Genomic DNA, 19,717 nt, shown 5'->3' on the forward strand with positions numbered 1-19,717 from the left:
ATTTATGTACTGAGTATACCGAAATGCTTGCCGCCTGTCGTCGACGCCAGTACAATTGGTGTACTCAGTACATATTGGTTCCAAGTACACTAATCATGAATAAACCACTTTTCATCATCTTCGCCACCATCGTGCTGGACGCCGTGGGCATAGGGCTGATCTTTCCCATCCTGCCGGCGCTGCTGCGCGACGTCACCCACGCCGACAATGTGGCGTCCTACATCGGCATCCTGACCGCGCTGTACGCGCTGATGCAGTTCATCTGCGCGCCGGTGCTCGGCTCGCTGAGCGACCGGCTGGGGCGCCGGCCGGTGCTGCTGGTGTCGCTGGCCGGCGCGGCGGTCAACTATGTGTTCCTGGCGTCGGCGAGCAGCCTGTGGATGCTGCTGCTGGGCCGCGCCATCGCCGGCCTGACCAGCGCCAACCTGTCGGTGGCGACCGCCTACCTCACCGATATCTCGCCCGAGGACAAACGTGCGCGCCGCTTCGGCCTGTTCAACGCCATGTTCGGCATCGGCTTCATCGTCGGCCCGGTGCTGGGCGGCGCGCTGGGCGACTATGGATTGCGGCTGCCCTTCATCGCGGCGGCCGTGCTGAACGGCTGCAATCTGCTGCTGGCCTTCTTCCTGCTGCCGGAATCGCGCACGCCGAGCCGGGAGAAGATCGACCTGGCGGCCTTGAACCCGCTGCGGCCGCTGCGCTGGGTGTTGTCGGCCAAGAGCCTGTTGCCCATCACCGCCATCTTCTTCATATTCAGCGCCACCGGCGAGGTCTACGGCACCTGCTGGGCGCTGTGGGGCAGCGACACTTTCCACTGGAACGGCCTGGGGATAGGCTTGTCGCTGGGCGCCTTCGGCATCTGCCAGACGCTGGCCCAGGCCTTTCTTCCCGGCCCGGCGGTCAGGCTGCTGGGCGAGCGCGCGACCATCCTGACGGGGGGGGGCGGCGCCTGCGTCGCGCTGGTCGTCATGGCGTTCGCCACGCAGGGCTGGATGATCTTCGCGATCATGCCGGTGTTCGCGCTTGGCGGCATCGGCGCGCCGGCGCTGCAGTCGCTGGCGACGCGGCAGGTGGATGAGAGCCAGCAGGGGCAGTTCCAGGGCGTGCTGGCGTCGGCCGTGAGCCTGGCCTCGATCATCTGCCCGCTGGTGTTTTCAAGTTTTTACTTCCTCGTCAGGGAGCAATGGCCGGGCGCGATCTGGCTGTCGACCGTGGTCGTCTACGCGATCATGGTGCCGCTGGTGCTGGGCTTGCGTTTTGAAGCGCCGGCGACGGCGCTCCGAAGGCCGGCATGATTTTATTGGACAAGGGTTCGAGGGCAGGCGAGATGTTCTCGCGGCCCTCGATCAGCGCGATGTCGAGCGGCGTGATGGGAAGGAAGGCTTGCTCCAGATCCAGATGCACCAAGTGCGGCGACAAACTGCATTCGGCCTGGGCGGTGACCGTCAGGCCGGTGTCGACCATCGCCAGTATGCCCAGCAGACTGGGGCTGCTGTCGGTAGTGCATTAGGGCCGTCCGATGTGCCCAAAGCCGCCAGCACGTACTCGCTGGCGACGCATCTTTGTTCGTACAGCGCGACCGGGAGCAGGTTCCTGTTCCGCGTCGCATTTTACGAGGGTGCGTATTGTAGAGTGCTGATATCTCAGCACTCTACAATTCCCAATGCTGCTTCCCCGCATACAGGCCAAGATCCAGTATCATGTGCGACTAGTAACAGATGTGTCACAAATCGGCATTCGGTGGCCAAGTGCTATATGCGTCAAGACAGCTGGGTGTTTTGTTCATTTCCGATCGATGCTTTGATCGATTGATATCATAAGAGGAATGCATGGCGAGCAGCGACGTGGCCGGATTGGCCGCCGAGACAAATACTTCAGCGAATGAAATGCTGGATCATTTTAAAGCCCTTGGCATTCATAAATCGTCTCATGCCGATCTAGTGTCGACCCAAGAGCGCGCCACCATGCTCGAGCATCTGCGTCGCAAGCTTACCGAGACGAACCTAACAAAGGCGACGCAGGTACTTAATAAAAAGGGGCTCTCGCTCAATATTGGCAAACCACCGGCTAAATTACCGGTCAAGCAGCCCGTGTTTCAAATCGAAGTGCGGAAGAAACGCACATTCGTGCAGCTTGAAAAGCCTGAGGTTGCCGTTGATATGCCCGCCGAATCCGGCGAGACTCTATCGCGGTCGGCTGATAGAACACTGACTGGCAAACCGCCGGCTAAATTGCCGGTCAAGCAGCCCGTGTTTCAGATCGAAGTGCGGAAGAAACGCACATTTATGCAGCCTGAAAAGATTGCCGTTGCTATCGATCTGCCCACCGAATCCGCTGAGACTCTATGGGATCCGGCCAACAAGCCGCAGACCGTGGAGGAATACCTCAAGTGGGCAAAAGTAGTGCTTGGCTCTTCATTAAATGGCGATGATCGTCTCCGTAGTGTTTACGACACGAACTCCCAGAACATTTTGAACCGTGTCAATCAACATCCGTTCTTTGCGCACTTCTCGCAGAAAACCGAAGCTTGGAACGTCGAATATGAAAAGCAGACGCGCTCCAGGCTGTTCACTAGCCATGGCGATCCCAAGCTGACTACCAAAGCGTACGAATCCGTCGTCGAGAAGACCTTTCGTCGGAATATCCTGTTGAATAACAATTTCCCCAATCCACCCGATACTGGATGGCTTAATTACCATAGCGTATACGAGCACTTTAATGATCTTGTGCGAGGCAGTCTGGTCTGTCGATTTATCGACGGTCCAGCTTTCGTCGCGAACGCGATCGTTGCATATGCTGAGGAATGCGGTCTCGAATCGCGGCAGTACTCGCACGAACGCGACGACGGGTACTATGCCTATCACGTCTACGTCAAGTTCCCGATTTCGATATTTGACCTGAACTTTGAGAAAGCTGAGAAGATGGTCGAGGTGGAAATTCAACTGACTACCCAACTGCAAGAAGTGTTACGCAGTCTGACCCATCATCATTACGAAGCAGAGAGGTTAATGCCAAATCCTGACAGAGGAAAGTGGAAATGGGAATTTTCTTCGAGCCGTTTCAAGGTTGGCTATTTGAGTCATACACTCCACCTGCTTGAGTCGGTAATTCTAGAGGCTAGGGACAATGTGCTGGGCGATGGCAAGGAAGATAAAGGCGGTAAATAATGGCTAGAACAGAACTCACTATGGTCACACTAATCGACCTATTCCATAAAATGGAAGACGGAGGTATTTCGGCCCCCGCATATACCCGCGCCTTTGTATGGAATAAATCCAGAATAGTAGACCTCTTGGAAAGTATCTATCAAGGATATCCCATTGGCACTATTCTGGTGGTCGAGGGGATACCTGATCAGTTCGAAACCGCTGATGTGAACTTATCGCGCTTTCCGCGTCTTAAAGAAACGCAATATGATCGATACTCGACTTTATGGGTCATCGATGGCTTGCAACGTCTGATAGCACTTTACGGTTCGTTAAAAGGCGATTACACGGACATGGAGGTGTATTTCGATTTGCGTCAGGATAGATTTCTGCAAAAAACGCGCGCGGTGAGCGACGACTCGGTGGTTAAGATGTCTAGTTTATTTGATTACGTAAAATTCATGGGGCTGCAGGAGAAATTTTTTCAGAGCGAACACTCGGCGGATCTCGTCGGTTCCTTGAATCAACTTCACCGGGCATTCATCGAGTATCAGATACCTCTACAGGTCGTCAGGGACGTTGACATGAATGAGGCTGTGAATGTTTTTGCTCGCCTGAACAAGTCAGGACTTGCGTTGAGCAGGCAGGAAATCGAAAGAGCAAAAAACCAACCCGATCCAAAGAAGCCGTCCTGACCACCATTACTTCGAAGCAAGAGGAAACATGAATACGCTATTTCGCGCGCATCGCTTGAGTGAAGCTCCAGAGCAGCAAGGCGTGCTGGTCAATCCCTACTTGAACATGGCTCGGCAACCGAGGGATACTTCGCGCGAACTGCATGAGCTTGCGGATGCCTGGTTCGAACTGCAATTTGGGTTGCGTTTTCGAAGCAGGGCCTTGTTTTGCAATGGTAGTCGCGCCGAAGCGGAAGACTACTGTGATGACAATCACGTGCTGATAACCATCGAACCTGTTGGCGATTACGCATTTTGCTATTCACCCAAATGCCCCGACATGTACCGTCATTTCAAGCGTGTTGGCGGCCATCCATGGCAACAGGATAAGGTACGCCAGGAGCTGGATTCGCTACAATATCAGCTGGTGAGCAACGCGTCTTGGGACGTTGCGGTAGCTAGCGGCTGCGAAATCATGATGTATGCCCAGGAATTCAAGTATCGACGAGAAGCTCTTTGATGTCGAAAAGAGTTGATATCGATATTTTGATCAGTGACTCCTGAATTGCAGCGAAATCTGAGCGACTTCACCGCATATTTGCACACGAAACTGACTCACGTATAAGACACGATCCTGCTCATTACATTGAGTGGGGAATTGGAGTGATCGACGTGGTATTACGAGGCATTATTCGACGCTGGCACATTCGCGACCAAGTCTCATTGAGAGCGCGCCAGACGTTGAGGTATCTCCAGAAATACCGTCCGGCGCTACCTGCGCTCGGAAACTATAGAGCCAGCCTATGTTGAGCGGCGCCCTACCCGCGCTATCGACATATATGCGCTCCAGTTTTCAGTGCTCCTCAAGACCGAAGCGGCGCGGTCGCACAAGCAGCGGCGCACCCTGAAACAGATCCATGAGGATCTAAAGGAATTGGGGTTTGAGGGGGGGCTTACGACAGAATCGCGGCATTCGCGAGGGTATGGTGGGAGGGGCGAACTGAGAGGGGGGATCCTGCAAGCAAACGAACATCAGGGGAAAGTATATCCCCCTGAGTCGTGATTCCAGCAATGTCTGAAAACGGAGGGGCTACTTCGCGGCGATCGTTTGTCTGCGACGAAATGCGAGAAAAGCAGATAGGGGAGAGTAGGCGGGAGATTCTTGGAATCTGTCCGCAAAACCGGAAAGGGGCCGGATGCGCGAATTGGCCTGGGAGCCTCGGAAACAAAAACGCCAACCTGCATGGGTTGGCGTTCTGTTTTGACACTGTTCTTGGTGGCCCGGGGCGGAATCGAACCACCGACACAAGGATTTTCAATCCTCTGCTCTACCAACTGAGCTACCAGGCCAAGGAGCAGAATTATAGCAGGCTTGAGCGGAATTGCAAGGGCCGGATTTCAAATCCGTTTTGCCGCCGCGCCGTCACGGCCCGGAAAACGTCACGATCACGCGCAAGCCGCGCCCTGCGCTGCCGTCCTCCAGCGCGATGCGCGCGCCATTGCGTGCCGCTGCGTGCTCGGCGATCGCCAGTCCCAGGCCGCTGCCCGCCTGCTCCTGTCCGGGTATGCGGTAAAAGCGCTCGAACACTTTGCCGCGCAGCTCCAGTGCGATGCCCGGCCCCTGGTCGCAGATTTCCAGCCGATAGCCGCCGTCCGGCTTCTCCAGCGCCACCGCGATCCGCCCGCCGTCCGGAGAATACTTGATGGCGTTGTCGATCAGGTTATCCAGCATCGCGACGATGCTCTCCCGGTGCAGCGGCATGACGCACTGCGCCTCCGCATCCAGCTCGATCTCCACCGCGCGTTGGATCGCCAGCGGCGCCCCATGGGCGAGGCGCTCGCGCAGCAGCTGCCGCAGATCGATAGGCTGGGCCTCGCCGTTGGCGGCGTCGCTGCGGGCCCGCTCCAGCGCGAGCAACTGATGCACCGTGTGCGTGGCGCGGGCCACGCCCTGGCGCAGGCCCTGGTCCGCGTCCTCCAGCCGTTCGGGATGGTGGCGGTGATTGAGCAGCAGGTGGGCATTGGCGCGGATCACGGCCAACGGCGTTTTCAACTCGTGCGCCGCGTCGGACAGGAACTCGCGGTCGCGCTCCAGACGCTGCGTCAGGCGCTGCATCAAGCCGTTGACGGATGCGGCCAGCGGCGCCAGTTCGCGGTAGCCGGACGGCGGCAGGGCTTGCAGATCGCTGCCTGAACGTTGTTCTATGTCCGCCACCATCGCCTTCACTGGACGCAGGCCGCGCCGCACGATGATCCACGCGGGCAGCACCAGGAAGGGCAGGCTGTATAGCAAAGGCGTGAGGTAGTAGGCGGCGCCGGAACTGGTCAGCAGCCAGTTCGTATCGTGCATGGCGTCGCGCCGCACCACGACGCCGCTGGCCGTATCCATCGCGGTGGAGGTCGACCAGTTCGCGCCCGGCGCCGGATCGTGCGGTGCCGGCAAAGGCCGCCCGCCCGGCAGCTCCCGGGCGGAACGGTAGACGCGCTGCCCATGCAGCCAAACCTGCAGTATCACCGGCTTGGGCCAGTAATTCACTTCGCGCAGCATGTCGGCGCGCAGCGCTTCCACCTGCGTGGCCACGCGTGCCACTTCGTCCGGATCGCGCGCCACCGAGCGCAGGTTGAGCAGGATCTGGCGCGTCCAGCCACGATTCTCCGCCGCCGTGTGGCGGGCCTGTAGCACCGTGTGCTCGTAGATCGCCATGCCGACGACGGCCAGCCAGACCGGCATGATCACCGCGAGGAAGCCGCCCAGCAGGCGTCGGAACAACGAGCGCTGCACCGTCATGGCGCGAGCATGTAGCCGACCCCGCGCACCGTGCGCACGCGGTGCTCACCGATCTTCTTGCGCAGGTTGGACATGTGCACATCCAGCGTCACACTGGCGCTGCCCGCCAGTGCGCGCCCTTCCAGCTCGCCGCGCGTCACCACGCGGTCGGCGTCCTGCATCAGTGCCAGCAGCAGGTTGAATTCGGTGGGCGACAGCGCCAGCGGGAAGCCGTCGCAGCTGACGGCCTGGCGCCGTTCATCGAGCGACAGGCCGGCACGCGACCACAGCCCCCGGCCAGCCGCCTCCGGATGGGCGCGGCGCAGCACGGCGCGCAGGCGGGCCAGCAGTTCGGCCATGTCGAAAGGTTTGACGAGATAGTCGTCGGCGCCGTCGGCAAAGCCGGACAGGCGGTCGCCCAGGCTGTCGCGCGCCGTGATGAGCACCACGGGCAGCTGTTTGCCGACGCCGCGCAGGCCGCGCATCAGCGCCATGCCGTCGCCGTCGGGCAGGTTCAGGTCCAGCACGATGGCGGCGAAGGCGCCGCCGTCCAGCTGGCGCTGGGCGTCGGCCGCCAGCCGCACCCAGATGGTCGTATAGCCGTCGTCCTGCAGCACGGCGCGCAGGGCGCGGCCCAGCTCCAGGTCATCTTCTACGAGCAGGATATTCATTTGGCAAGTATAGCAGCGGCGCCTTGCGCCGGCCTATAGAAAGCCTGAAGCCTGGCCCGGCGCCGCGCCGCTACAATCGCCGCTGGCCCACCTGAGGAGATGAATGATGCGATTTCTGATGTCGATGTTTGCCCTGTTGGCCGCACTGCATGCGATGGCCGCCGAGCCGCCGCCGCTGCACCTGCGGGCGACGATAGAGCTGCGCGCGCAAACCGTGTCCACCCCGGCGATCGCGCAGGGGCGTCTGTTCATCGGCGCGGAGGACGGCAACCTGTACGCCTTCGACCTGGCCACCCGCAAGCTCGCATGGCTGTACCACGCCGGCGCCGGGATCGCCTCCACCCCGGCGGTCGCCGACGGCATCGTCTATTTCCTGGCCCGCGACGGCAAGTTGTACGCGGTCGACGCCCAGACCGGCGTGCGCCGCTGGACCTTCTCCACCCAGGGCGAGGCGCGCTTTGCCGCATACGGTTTATACGGTATGCCGAAAAGCGCGGCGGCGACTGCCGACCCATGGGACTTCTGGCTGTCGTCGCCGCTGGTCCACAACGGCAAGGTGTACTTCGGCAGCAGCGACGAACGCCTGTATGCACTGGACGCCAAGACCGGCGCCGTCGCCTGGGCCTTCAAGAGCGGCGGCATGATCCACGCGCGCCCTGCCGTGGCGGGCAATGCCATCGTTTTCGGCAGCTGGGACGGCGCGGTCTACGCGCTGGACGCCGTCACCGGCGGCCCGCTGTGGCGCTACCAGACCGACACCGAGCAAAAGACCAGCACCAACTTCGGCGTCCAGGCACCGCCGCTGATCGACGGCGACACGGTCTTCATCGGTTCGCGCGACGCCTGGTTCTACGCGCTGGACCTGGCCAGCGGCAAGCTGAAATGGCGCTATCCGGGCCGCGGTTCGTGGATCATCTCGGGGGCGGCGGTGGACGCCCAGCGGGTGTACTTCGGCACCTCGGACACCAATCTGCTGGTCGCCCTGGACAAGCGCACGGGCAAGGTCGTGTATGAACACGACACCAAGGTGTGGACCTATGCGACGCCGGTGCTGGCCGGGGACTCCGTCATCGGCGCCACCATGCGCGGCGAAGTGTTCGCGCTGGACGCGGCCGGCGGCAAGCCCGCATGGTCGTGGCGCACGCCCGAAAGCCTGGCCGACGAATTCCGCCTGCTCGACGGCGCCACGGGCAAATTCGACGCCAAACGCCTGTACGAGGGCGCCCACAGCGCGATGGAATCGCTCGAACACGTGAAACGGCTGGGCGCATTCGTCGCCACGCCGCTGTGGCACGACGGCCAGCTGATCGCCACCACCGCCGACGGCAGGCTGCTATTCTTTTCGAAGTAAGCGCCGAAGCAACGGCTGGCGGGGAGGGCGCTATAATGAGCGGATGACTATTCCATCCTCCCCCGCCGCGCTGCGCGTTATTGAGAGTGATATCTGCATTGTTGGCGATGGCGCTATCGCCAAGACCGCCGCGCTGGGCCTGACCCAGGCCGGCTTCAGCGTTACCCTGCTTGGCCCGCCGTCGCGCCCAGCGGCGCCGGCCGCGGATCCGGGCTGGGACGCGCGAGTCTATGCGCTGAACCATACCGCCCACCATTTACTGTCCTCGCTGAAGGTCTGGCATGCGCTGGATCACGCCCGCGTGGCGCCGGTCGACGCCATGATCGTTCACGGTGACGGCCCCCACGCCGGCGGTCTGGCCTTCGACGCCTTCGGCGCCCACACCGGCACGCTGGCCTGGATCATGGAAGACCGCAACCTAGGGCAGGCGCTGGACGCCGCCCTCAAGTTCGCGCAGAACGTGCGCGTGGTCGAAGGCCGCGCCACCGGCCTGCTGCGCGCCGACGACAGCGCCACCGTGCATCTGGACGACGGCTCCAGCATCAAGGCCGCGCTGGTGATCGGCGCCGACGGCGCCCAATCCTGGGTGCGCGGCCAGTGCGACATCGGCCTCGATTACCGCAGCTACGGCCAGCGCGCCGTGGTCTCCAACTTCGCCTGCGAGAAACCGCACCACGGCGCCGCCTACCAGTGGTTCACCGGCGCCGAGGGCATCGTTGCGCTGCTGCCGCTGCCGGGCAACCAGGTTTCGCTGGTGTGGTCCGCGCCGGAAGCGCTGGCCGACACGCTGCGCGCCGAATCGGCGCAGCAGATCGCCGACCGCCTGGCCGTCTACGCCGCCGAGAAGCTGGGCGCGCTGACGCCGCTGCAACCGGAACTGGTGCGCGATTTCCCGCTGCGCCTGATCCGCCCGCACGCCATGAGCGCGCCGCGCGTGGCGCTGGTGGGCGACGCCGCCCACGTGGTGCATCCGCTGGCCGGCCACGGCATGAACCTCGGCTTTGCCGACGTCGCGCAGCTGGTCAAGACCCTGAGCGAGTGCGAAGAACACCGCGGCATCGGCGACACCCGCGTGCTGGCACGCTACGAGCGCGCCCGCAAGGAAGACGTGCTGTTGATGCAGATCGCCACCGACGGGCTGGAACGCCTGTTCGGAACCGATCTGGAGCCGCTGCGCGTGGTTCGCAATTTGGGATTAAACTTGCTGGATAAATTACCTGTGCTGAAGCGCCGCCTGATCTCCCACGCGATGGGCAAGTGAGCGCGCCAGTGGGTTCGAATGTAGTCATCGGAGATGTCATGAGAAAGAGTAAGACCGTTTTGCTGTTGTTGTCGGCGCTGATGGCGTCCTGCGTGGGCGCGGAAACCCCGCCGACCACGGATGCGATCAAGAAGCTGGTCGAGCCGCGCCTGGGTTCCAACGTCAAAGTCGATTCGGTGCGCGAAACGCCATATGGCGGCCTGTATGAAATCCGCATCGGCAGCGAGATTCTCTACACCGACAAAACCGGGACCTACCTGTTCTCCGGCCACGTGTTCAACCTGACCACCAGCACCGACCTGACCAAGGAACGCCTGGAAGAGATCAACAAGATCAAGTTTTCCGATCTGCCGCTGGACAAAGCCATCAAGACCGTCAAGGGCGACGGCAGCCGCGTGATCGCGGTGTTCGAAGATCCGAACTGCGGCTACTGCAAACGCTTCCGCCAGACCACGCTGAAGGAAACCGACAACATCACGGTCTACACCTTCATGTACAACATCCTGGCCGACGACTCCTTCGTCAAATCGAAAAACATCTGGTGCTCGCCGGACCGCAGCAAGGCCTGGGACGACTGGATGATCAACAACAAGGCGGCTCCTGTCGCGGCGGAGAAGTGCGAATCGCCGAACGAGCAGGTGCTGGAGCTGGGCCATAAGCTGGGCGTCTCCGGCACCCCGGCCATCTTCTTCGCCGACGGCACCCGCGTGCCGGGTGCGATCGATACCAAGGCGCTTGAAGAGAAGCTCGCCAAAATGAAGCAGTAGCCGTCCCACACCATCGCCCCACAGGAGAGTCGAATGATCACATTGAATATCAACGGTAAAGACATGCAGGTTGACGCCGATCCTTCGACGCCCATCCTGTGGACTTTGCGCGATAACCTGAACATGACCGGTACCAAGTTCGGTTGCGGTGCCGCCCTGTGCGGCGCCTGCACCGTGCACCTGGGCGGTCAGCCCATCCGCTCGTGCATCACGCCGATTTCGGCGGCCGTTGGCCAGAAGATCACCACCATCGAAGCGATGGAAAACGATAAAGTCGGCAAGGCCGTACAGGCGGCCTGGGTCAAGCTGGACGTGCCTCAATGCGGCTACTGCCAGAGTGGCCAGATCATGAGTGCGACGGCTCTACTGCGCACCAACAAGGCCCCATCCGACGCCGACATCGACAACGCCATGAGCGGCAATATCTGTCGATGCGGGACGTACCAGCGCATCCGCGCAGCCATTAAAGACGCAGCCAAAACCATCGCCTAAAGGAGAACGTCATGCGTATCGAATGGCTTAATCAGGAAGCGATGGCGGCGGGTGTGAATGCGGCGAATGGCGTGTCGCGCCGTAGATTCATGAAGGCTGGCGCGGTGGCCGGCGGCGGCTTGGTGCTGGGCTTCTTCATGCCGGGCGCGGGGCGTTTCGCCAATGCGCAGCAGCCTCCGGCCAAGGTGTATGAACCGAACGCCTTCCTGCATATCGCGCCGGACAACAGCGTGACGGTGCAGGTCAACCGGCTGGAATTCGGCCAGGGCGTGCAGACCTCGCTGCCGATGCTGATCGCGGAAGAGCTGGACGCCGACTGGTCCAAGGTCAACGGCGCGCTGGCGCCGGCCGGCGACCAATACAAGGATCCTGCATTCGGCATCCAGATCACCGGCGGCTCGGGCAGTATCGCCCATTCGTACACCCAGTACCGCGAAATCGGCGCCAAGGCGCGCGCGATGCTGATCGCGGCGGCGGCCCAGGAGTGGAAGGTGGCGCCGGACCAGGTCAAGACTTCGAAGGGCATGCTGATCGGCCCCGCCGGCCAGAAAGTCACCTACGGCGCGATGGCCGATGCGGCGATGAAGCAGCCGGTGCCCGCCACCGTCAAGCTGAAAGACCCGAAAGACTTCAACTTCATCGGCAAGCCGATGAAGCGCCTGGACGCGAAACTCAAATCGACCGGCAAACAGCAGTTCGGCATGGACTTCAAGGCGCCGAACAGCAAGGTCGCCGTGGTGGCGCGGCCGCCGGTATTCGGCGCCAAGGTCGCCAAGTTCGACGCGTCGAAAGCCAAGGCGATCAAGGGCGTGATCGAAGTCATGGAAGTGAAGACCGATCGCGGCGGCAGCGGCGTGGTGGTGGTGGCCGACGGCTACTGGCCCGCCAAGATGGGCCGCGAAGCGCTGACCATCGACTGGGACACCAGCGGCGTTGAAAAAGTCAGCAGCGACAAGCAGCTGGCCGAGTACAAGGCGCTGTCGCAGAAGCCCGGCCTGCCGGTGCGCAAAGCCGACACCTCCAAGCTGGCCGGCGCGGCGAAGAAGATCTCCGCCGTGTATGAATTCCCCTACCTGGCGCACGCGCCGATGGAACCGTTGAACTGCGTGGTCGACCTGCGCGCGGACGGCTGCACGGTGTGGGCCGGTTCGCAGTTCCAGACGATGGACCAGGGCGCCATCGCCGCCACCGCCGGCCTGAAGCCGGATCAGGTGGTGCTGAACACGATGATGGCCGGCGGCGGTTTCGGCCGCCGCGCCGTGCCCACGTCGGACTACCTGGTCGAAGCGGTCCATATCGCCAAAGCCTGGAAGGCCACCGGCAAGACAGAGCCGATCAAGGTGATCTGGAGCCGCGAGGACGACATCAAGGGCGGCTACTACCGTCCGTCGCATGTGCACCGCGCCGACATCGGCGTGGATGACAAGGGCAACATCGTGGCGTGGGAACACGTCATTGTCGGCCAGTCCATCATCGCCGGCACGCCGTTCGAGCCGATGATGATCAAGGACGGTATCGATTCAACCATGGTCGAAGGTATGGGCGATCCGTACGAAGTGCCGCTGAACCTTAGCGCACACACCGTCAAGGCCAACGTGCCGGTGCTGTGGTGGCGCTCCGTCGGTTCCACCCACACCGCCTTCGTGATGGAGACGCTGATCGACGAAGCCGCGCACGCGGCCAAGATGGACCCTGTCGCTTACCGCAAGAAGCTGTTGGGCGAGAAGGGCAAGCGCCACATCGCCGCGCTGGACCTGGCGGTCGCCAAGTCCGGCTATGGCAAGAAGGCTTTACCTAAAGGCCAGGCTTGGGGCGTGGCGGTGCATGAATCGTTCAACACCGTGATCGCCTATGTGGTGGTGGCGTCCGTGAAGAACGGCACGCCCAAGCTGCACAAGGTCACGGCGGGCGTGCATTGCAACCAGCCGGTCAATCCGCTGACGATCGAAGCGCAGATCCAGGGCGCGGCGCTGATGGGGCTTGGCATGACCTTGCCGGGCGCCGCCATCACGCTGAAGGACGGCGTGGTGGATCAGCAGAACTTCAGCGACTACACGGTGGCGCGCATGACGGACATGCCGGTGATCGACGTGCACATCGTGCCGTCGAACGATCCTCCGACCGGCATGGGCGAGCCAGGCCTGCCGCCGCTGGCGCCGGCCTTCGCCAACGCGCTGTTCAAATTGACCGGCAAGCGTTTGCGCAAGCTGCCGTTCGATCTGGCCAGCGCCTGAGCCGAGCTGCATGGCACTGGTAGGGATATTGTTGGCAGCCGGGCGGGGTAAGCGGTTCGACCCGTCCGGCGTACAGAACAAATTGCTGCAACCATTAAGCACCGGCGAGGCCGTGGTCGCCGCCAGTGCGAAGAATATGCTGGCTGTGGTGCCGCGCGTTGTGGCCGTGGTCCGTCCGGGCGACGACCAGGTGGCTGCGCTGCTGGGCAAGCTGGGATGCGAGGTGCGCGTTTGCGCCGATGCCGATCTGGGTATCGCCTCGTCGCTGACGGCGGCCGTCGAATACACAAAAGGTGCGGAGGGCTGGCTGGTTGGCCTGGGCGACATGCCCCATGTGCGGCCGGAGACCATGCAGGCGGTAGTAGCCACGATCACACGGGGCGCGCGCATCGCGGCGCCCGTCTTTGAAGGGCGGCGCGGCAATCCGGTCGCCTTCAGCAGTTATCATTTGCCGTTGCTGCTGGCGCTGGAAGGCGACCAGGGCGCGCGCGACATATTGAAAAGCCATGCGGTGAGCGAGCTGATAGTCGACGATGTCGGCGTGGTGCGCGATATCGATACGCCTGGCGATTTGTAAAACAAGGACAGAGATGAAAAAAACGAGCAAGAACAATCCAGCGATCGCCTACAGCATCGTCGGCCACGACCTGGCGGCCCACCTGTTCCACGTCACGCTGACGGTGGACGCGCCAGCCACAGGTGGCCAGATATTCGCGCTGCCGGCCTGGATACCAGGCAGCTATATGATCCGCGAATTCTCGCGCAACATCGTGCGCATTCGCGCCGAGTCGAACGGCCAGCCGGTGGCGCTGGCGAAATTGGACAAGCACTCGTGGCAGGCCGCGCCGCTGAAGGACCATGCGGCCGCGCTGACGCTGCATTACGAGGTGTATGCCTGGGATTTGTCGGTGCGCGCCGCGCATCTGGACCAGAATCACGCCTTCTACAACGGCACCAGCGTGTTCCTGCGTGTGCTGGGCCAGGAAGACCAGCCGCACGTGGTGGACATCCAGCGTCCGGCCGACGAAGCGGCCAAGACCTGGCGCGTCGCGACCTCGCTGCCTGAGCTGAAAGCGAAACGTTATGGTTTTGGCACTTACATCGCGTCCAACTACGACGAATTGATCGACCATCCGGTGGAGCAGGGCGACTTTGCGCTCGCCACTTTCAAGGCGCACGGCATCCCGCATGACATCGTCATCAGTGGCCGCGTGCCGAACCTGGACCTGCCGCGCCTGAGCGCCGACCTGAAAAAGATCTGCGAAACCCAGATCGCCTTCTTCGAACCGAAGGCCAAGAAAGCGCCGATGGACCGCTACGTGTTCATGACGCTGGCCGTCGGCGACGGTTACGGCGGGCTGGAGCACCGCGCCTCGACGGCGCTGATCTGCGCCCGCGCCGACCTGCCGAGCACGGCGGCCGCCAGCAAGGAGATCAGCGACGGCTACCTGCAATACCTCGGCCTGTGCAGCCACGAGTATTTCCACACGTGGAATGTGAAGCGCATCAAACCGGCGGCATTCGCGCCGTATAACCTGCAAATCGAAAATTATTCGCCGTTGCTGTGGCTGTTCGAAGGTTTTACCAGTTATTACGACGATTTGATGCTGGTGCGTGCCGGCGTGATCGCCGAACCGGCTTATTTCAAATTGCTGGGTAAAACGATAGGCAGCGTATTGCGCGGCAGTGGCCGGACCAAGCAAAGCGTGGCGGATTCCAGTTTCGACGCCTGGGGTAAATATTATCGCCAGGATGAGAATGCACCGAATTCCATCGTCAGTTATTACACCAAAGGTTCTTTAATCGGCCTGGCGCTGGATTTGAGTATCCGCGCTAAAACCGGCGGCAAGAAATCTCTGGATGATGTAATGCGTGTTTTATGGCAGCGTTATGGCCGCGATTTCTATCAGGGCGGCGCGCGCGGAGTAACGCCGGCCGAAGTGGAAGCGATATTCGACGAAATCAGTGGCGGCCGATTCAAGCCATTCTTCGATAAATATATACGCGGCACCGAAGATTTACCGCTGGCTAAAATGCTGGCGCCATTCGGCGTCAAATACAGCGACGAGCGAAAAACCGCCAAGCCTAGCCTGGATGCCAATCTCGGAAAAGACGGCAATGATTGCAAGCTGTCCAGCGTCCATGAAAATGGCGCCGCCCATCAAGCCGGATTATCGGCCGGCGATATTTTGATGGCGATAGACGGGTTGCGCGTTACTGCCGCCAATCTGGAGGCACTGCTATCGCGTTACGGCGTCGGTTCGGAAATCGAAGTCCACGCATTCCGCCGCGACGAATTAATGACCTTCAGCGTGACATTACAAGGCGACCGGGTTCCTGGCATCAGCCTGACGCTGGACCCGGCCGGCAAGAAATCCTCCGGCCCATTGCGCCCCAGCGCCGCCCGCTAACTAAAACTCCGGGGTCAAGTCTGACATTCGGACACGAGCTGAGCTGCTAACAGCCGAGCTCGTGTCCGAATGTCAGACTTGACCCCATTTTTTTGCCCGGGTTATGCCAAATATTGGCGCGTACTAACCAGGTTCCGGCATGTGTTGGTTTAATTTTACGCTGTGGTCTTGTTCTGGTTTAGAATTTGGCTGAGCTTTTTGCCAACCAGGATAGACCCGCCAGTGATACTGCTTGATCCCACCACGATTATCTTGATGTCCACGCTGATGGCTGGTGCGATGAGCGTTGTCCTCTATTCCGCCTATCTGAGCTTCCCCAGCGAGATTAAAGGTCTGGATTATTGGGCGGCAGGATTGATATTGCTGGCACTCGGCGCTGTATTGTTTAGCCTGAGGAATAGCACTTCGGGCCAGGCCATTATCTTGCTCTGTGCCAATTCAACGCTGATTTGGGGCGTGGGGCTGGCCATGATTGGCACCCAGAAATTTTATGACCGCAAACCCGCATGGTGGTTATTCCATCTGGTTTGGGCTTGCGCGATGCTGGGTGTGGGATATTGGCTGGTTATTCAACCGCATTTTTCCGCACGGGTCGCTGTATTTTCTTTCCTGATTTCGATTTTCTATCTTAATCAGGTCGCCATGGCATGGCGTTATGGCGAACGTCATTTTTCGACCATATTCTTCGGCATATTAATGTTGCTGCAAACCCTGGTGGTTTTAACGCGCGGGTTATTGGCGGTGTTTTATGGCGGCGCCCAGGTTAATTTAACCAGCATCGGACCATTCCAGAGTATTTACCTGGCGGCCGGCCATTTCATGGTATTGCTGCTGGCCGTGAGTTTTAAAGCCGTCGCCACCCGCCGCCTGCAAACCATATTGGAACGCCGCTCCACGCTGGATCCGCTGACCCAGGTATTAAACCGCCGCGGTTTCGCGGATATTTATGCGAAGGAGCACGCTTTATTAAGGCGTGAATCTACAGCCATGACGATGCTCAGCATCGATCTGGATTATTTTAAGAAGATTAATGATTGCCACGGCCACGCCACCGGCGACCGGGTTTTAGTCGATGTGGCGGCGGTGATCGGCAAGGCGCTGCGCGTATCCGATCACGTGGCCCGTTTCGGCGGCGAGGAGTTTATCGTGCTGCTGCCAACCACAGGATTGGATCGCGCCCACCACATCGCCGAGCGCATCCTGCTGGCCGTGCGCGAACCCGGCCGCGATGGATTGCCCACCTACACGGTCAGCATCGGTATTGCTTGCCAGACAAGTGCCGACGAGGATCTGGACGGTATCCTGATGCGGGCGGACGAGGCGCTTTACTCAGCCAAAGAACGCGGACGCAACCGCATCGAGATCGCGTCCATGCCGATACCGCCGCTGCGGGCGGTGCCGGCCTAGTTGAACAGGCGTGCCAGCTCGGCACCCGGATCGGGCGCGCGCATGAACGCTTCGCCGACCAGGAAGGCGTGGACATTCGCCTCGCGCATGCGCTGCACGTCGGCCTGAACCATGATGCCGGACTCGGTAATCACCAATTTTTCCGTTGGAATGCGGTCCAACAGGCCGAGCGTGTTCTCCAGCGACACCTCAAAAGTGCGCAAATTGCGGTTGTTGATGCCTAGCAGGGCGGTTTTCAGGCGCAGCGCGGCGGTCAGTTCGTCGCCGTCGTGGGTTTCCACCAGCACGTCCATGCCCAATTCGTGGGCGCAGGCTTCCATTTCCGCCATCAAACCGTGGTCCAGCGCCGAGACGATCAGCAGGATGGCGTCCGCGCCCATGGCGCGCGCTTCGTAGATCTGATACATGTCGATCATGAAATCTTTCCGCAGCACCGGCAGTGCGCAAGCCGCACGGGCCTGCTGCAAATACGCCACCGAACCCTGGAAGAACTGCTCGTCCGTCAGCACCGACAGGCACGCTGCGCCGTTGGCGGCATAGCTGGCGGCGATATCGGCCGGGCGGAAGTCGGCCCGCAGCACGCCTTTCGACGGCGAAGCCTTTTTCACTTCGGTGATCACGCCGGCATGGCCTGCGGCGATCTTCGAGCGCAGGCTCACCTCGAAGCCGCGCAGGCCGGCGCGCAGTTCTGCGTTGCTTTGAACGTCGGCGCGCAGGCTGGCGAGGCTGCGGTATTTTTTAGCGGCGGCGACTTCGTCGGCTTTGACTGCGAGGATTTTGTTCAGAATGTCGGACATGATAAGCCTAAGATGAATGTTGTTCCGCCAGCGCCAAGCGCAGGCCGAGAGCCAGGAACAGGCCGCCCGTCACGCGGTTCAGCCACAGCGCCACCAGCGGCTTGACCTTCAGGCGCGCACTGGCGAAAGCGGTGAAGACGGCCAGGCCGTTACACCACAACATACCGTTGAAATTGAAAATGCAGCCCAGGACGATGAACGCCAGCGGCTTGCTGCTGGAATCTGCCGAGATAAACTGCGGCACGAACGCCAGGAAGAACAAGGCCACTTTCGGGTTCAGCACATTGGTGAGGAAGCCCTGAAAGAAGATTTTACGATACGCCAGCGGCTGGGCCGCAACGCGCGCGGCCGTTTCGGCAGCCACCGCATCGTCGGCATCCGCCCGCAGCTTCGCGCGCAGCATGCCGATGCCGACATAAACGATGTACGCCGCACCGATCCACTTGACCACCGTGAACGCGGCGGCTGATGTCGACAACAGCGCCGACAAACCCAGCGCCGCAGCGAAAATATGGATCATGGTGCCGGCGCCTATGCCCAGCGCGGCGGCCGATCCCGCGCGCCAGCCCTGGGTGGCGCTGCGCGTCATGATCAGCAGCGAGTCGGGCCCGGGCATGATGTTGAGCAGCAGCCCGGAGATTACAAACAGCGTCAGATCGTGGATGCCGAACATGCTGGCCCCCCTTAGTTGCTGTTGCCGAGGCTTTGCGTGACCTGCACGAACTGCTCGACCTTGCGCAGCGCGTCGCCGGAGGTGATGGCCACGCGCGCGCGCGCCAGGCCGTCCTCGATCGAGCTGGCCACGCCGGCCGCATACAGCGCCGTACCCGCGTTGAGCGCCACGATATCGTAGGCCGCGCCAGGTTCGCCGCGCAGCGCCTCCATCATCTTGGCCTTCGATTCGACCGAATCAGCCACCTTCAGATTGCGGCTGGCGATCATCTGCAGGCCGAAGTCTTCCGGATGGATTTCGTATTCGCGGATTTCACCGTTCACCAGTTCGCCCACCAGGGTGGCGGCGCCGAGCGAGACTTCATCCATATTGTCGCGGCCATAGACCACGATGGCATGCTGCGCGCCCAGGCGCTGCAGCACGCGCACCTGGATACCCACCAGGTCGGCGTGGAACACGCCCATCAAAATATTCGGTGCGCCGGCCGGATTGGTCAGCGGCCCCAGGATGTTGAAGATGGTGCGCACGCCCAGCTCGCGGCGCACCGGCGCCGCATGCTTCATCGCCGCGTGGTGGTTGGGTGCGAACATGAAGCCGATGCCGGTCTGCGCGATCGATTGCGCGATCTGCTCGGGTTTCAGATTGATGTTGGCCCCCAGCGATTCGATCACGTCGGCGCTGCCGGACGACGACGACACGCTGCGTCCACCGTGCTTGGCCACGCGCGCGCCGGCCGCTGCGGCCACGAACATCGAAGCGGTGGAGATGTTGAAGGTATGCGCACCGTCGCCGCCGGTGCCGACGATGTCGAGCAGGCCGGTGGTGTCGGCCATCGGCACCTTGGTGGAGAACTCGCGCATCACTTGCGCGGCGGCGGCGATTTCGCCGATGGTTTCTTTTTTCACGCGCAGGCCCATGGTCAGGGCGGCGATCATGGTTGGCGACATTTCGCCGGACATGATCTGGCGGAACAGGTGCAGCATCTCGTCGTGGAAAATCTCGCGGTGTTCGATGCAGCGCAGCAGTGCTTCTTGATGGGTGATAGGCATGGCTATTCCTTCTCTGA

18 protein-coding genes and 1 tRNA gene are annotated in these 19,717 nt (G+C 61.3%); 12 read left to right on the forward strand and 7 right to left on the reverse strand.

Going from position 1 to position 19,717, the window contains the following annotated elements:
• The first annotated feature begins 95 nt into the window (after positions 1 to 95).
• Positions 96 to 1,295, forward strand: a complete 1,200-nt coding sequence (locus tag GEV01_RS28145) for a TCR/Tet family MFS transporter (protein WP_152809368.1) — start codon at positions 96 to 98, stop codon at positions 1,293 to 1,295.
• Here the strand turns inward: GEV01_RS28145 and GEV01_RS28150 are convergent.
• Positions 1,228 to 1,464, reverse strand: a complete 237-nt coding sequence (locus tag GEV01_RS28150; RefSeq protein WP_152809370.1) for a hypothetical protein — start codon at positions 1,462 to 1,464, stop codon at positions 1,228 to 1,230. The two genes, GEV01_RS28145 and GEV01_RS28150, sit on opposite strands and share 68 nt — an antisense overlap.
• Before the next feature lie 365 nt (positions 1,465 to 1,829).
• Between GEV01_RS28150 and GEV01_RS28155 the strand changes: the two genes are divergently transcribed.
• The 3 genes from GEV01_RS28155 to GEV01_RS28165 are packed head-to-tail and all read left to right on the forward strand — an operon-like array spanning position 1,830 to position 4,340.
• The gene (locus GEV01_RS28155; RefSeq protein ID WP_152809372.1) at positions 1,830 to 3,167 is read left to right on the forward strand and encodes a nucleotidyltransferase family protein; all 1,338 of its coding nucleotides are present in this window, start codon (positions 1,830 to 1,832) and stop codon (positions 3,165 to 3,167) included.
• Complete coding sequence (locus GEV01_RS28160; protein ID WP_152809374.1) at positions 3,167 to 3,841, forward strand: DUF262 domain-containing protein; 675 nt, start codon at positions 3,167 to 3,169, stop codon at positions 3,839 to 3,841. The genes GEV01_RS28155 and GEV01_RS28160 overlap by 1 nt, the downstream gene beginning before the upstream one ends.
• Before the next feature lie 28 nt (positions 3,842 to 3,869).
• Positions 3,870 to 4,340 carry a hypothetical protein gene (locus GEV01_RS28165; protein ID WP_152809376.1) on the forward strand — a complete coding sequence of 157 codons (471 nt, stop codon included), beginning with the start codon at positions 3,870 to 3,872 and terminating at the stop codon, positions 4,338 to 4,340.
• Between the two features lie 754 nt (positions 4,341 to 5,094).
• Here the strand turns inward: GEV01_RS28165 and GEV01_RS28170 are convergent.
• The 3 genes from GEV01_RS28170 to GEV01_RS28180 all read right to left on the reverse strand — a co-directional run bounded on the left by GEV01_RS28170 (position 5,095) and on the right by GEV01_RS28180 (position 7,258).
• A tRNA-Phe gene (locus GEV01_RS28170) sits at positions 5,095 to 5,170 on the reverse strand.
• Between the two features lie 73 nt (positions 5,171 to 5,243).
• Positions 5,244 to 6,608 (reverse strand): sensor histidine kinase, encoded by a 1,365-nt coding sequence (locus tag GEV01_RS28175; protein WP_152809377.1) that lies wholly within the window; start codon positions 6,606 to 6,608, stop codon positions 5,244 to 5,246.
• Entirely contained in the window at positions 6,605 to 7,258 is a 654-nt protein-coding gene (locus tag GEV01_RS28180; protein ID WP_152809379.1) for a response regulator transcription factor, read from the reverse strand. The genes GEV01_RS28175 and GEV01_RS28180 overlap by 4 nt, the downstream gene beginning before the upstream one ends.
• A 103-nt stretch (positions 7,259 to 7,361) precedes the next feature.
• On the opposite strand from GEV01_RS28180, the gene GEV01_RS28185 reads away from it, so the two are divergent.
• From GEV01_RS28185 to GEV01_RS28220, 8 genes are all read left to right on the forward strand, one after another.
• Positions 7,362 to 8,609, forward strand: a complete 1,248-nt coding sequence (locus tag GEV01_RS28185; protein ID WP_152809381.1) for an outer membrane protein assembly factor BamB family protein — start codon at positions 7,362 to 7,364, stop codon at positions 8,607 to 8,609.
• Positions 8,610 to 8,652: 43 nt separating this feature from the next.
• Positions 8,653 to 9,870, forward strand: a complete 1,218-nt coding sequence (locus GEV01_RS28190) for an FAD-dependent monooxygenase (RefSeq protein ID WP_152809383.1) — start codon at positions 8,653 to 8,655, stop codon at positions 9,868 to 9,870.
• 38 nt (positions 9,871 to 9,908) lie between these two features.
• Positions 9,909 to 10,637, forward strand: a complete 729-nt coding sequence (locus GEV01_RS28195; protein WP_152809385.1) for a DsbC family protein — start codon at positions 9,909 to 9,911, stop codon at positions 10,635 to 10,637.
• 33 nt (positions 10,638 to 10,670) lie between these two features.
• Positions 10,671 to 11,129, forward strand: a complete 459-nt coding sequence (locus GEV01_RS28200) for a (2Fe-2S)-binding protein (protein ID WP_070360515.1) — start codon at positions 10,671 to 10,673, stop codon at positions 11,127 to 11,129.
• A gap of 11 nt (positions 11,130 to 11,140) precedes the next feature.
• Positions 11,141 to 13,363: a xanthine dehydrogenase family protein molybdopterin-binding subunit gene (locus GEV01_RS28205; protein ID WP_152809387.1), complete on the forward strand. Its 2,223-nt coding sequence runs from the start codon at positions 11,141 to 11,143 to the stop codon at positions 13,361 to 13,363.
• 10 nt (positions 13,364 to 13,373) lie between these two features.
• Positions 13,374 to 13,940, forward strand: a complete 567-nt coding sequence (locus tag GEV01_RS28210; RefSeq protein ID WP_152809389.1) for a nucleotidyltransferase family protein — start codon at positions 13,374 to 13,376, stop codon at positions 13,938 to 13,940.
• Between the two features lie 13 nt (positions 13,941 to 13,953).
• The gene (locus GEV01_RS28215; RefSeq protein WP_152809390.1) at positions 13,954 to 15,774 is read left to right on the forward strand and encodes a M61 family metallopeptidase; all 1,821 of its coding nucleotides are present in this window, start codon (positions 13,954 to 13,956) and stop codon (positions 15,772 to 15,774) included.
• Between the two features lie 255 nt (positions 15,775 to 16,029).
• Positions 16,030 to 17,181: a GGDEF domain-containing protein gene (locus GEV01_RS28220; protein WP_152809392.1), complete on the forward strand. Its 1,152-nt coding sequence runs from the start codon at positions 16,030 to 16,032 to the stop codon at positions 17,179 to 17,181.
• On the opposite strand, the gene trpC is transcribed toward GEV01_RS28220, so the two are convergent.
• From trpC to trpD, 3 genes are read right to left on the reverse strand one after another with little or no spacing between them, the layout of a single operon-like run.
• Positions 17,178 to 17,978 (reverse strand): indole-3-glycerol phosphate synthase TrpC, encoded by an 801-nt coding sequence (gene trpC / locus GEV01_RS28225; RefSeq protein ID WP_152809394.1) that lies wholly within the window; start codon positions 17,976 to 17,978, stop codon positions 17,178 to 17,180. The two genes, GEV01_RS28220 and trpC, sit on opposite strands and share 4 nt — an antisense overlap.
• A gap of 7 nt (positions 17,979 to 17,985) precedes the next feature.
• Entirely contained in the window at positions 17,986 to 18,651 is a 666-nt protein-coding gene (locus tag GEV01_RS28230; protein ID WP_152809396.1) for a LysE family translocator, read from the reverse strand.
• 11 nt (positions 18,652 to 18,662) lie between these two features.
• A complete protein-coding gene (trpD, locus tag GEV01_RS28235) occupies positions 18,663 to 19,700 on the reverse strand; it encodes an anthranilate phosphoribosyltransferase (RefSeq protein ID WP_008444828.1) in 1,038 nt (345 codons plus the stop codon).
• Positions 19,701 to 19,717: the final 17 nt, after the last annotated feature.

The organism is Rugamonas rivuli (assembly GCF_009380165.1).
GTDB classification, from domain to species: domain Bacteria; phylum Pseudomonadota; class Gammaproteobacteria; order Burkholderiales; family Burkholderiaceae_D; genus Rugamonas; species Rugamonas rivuli.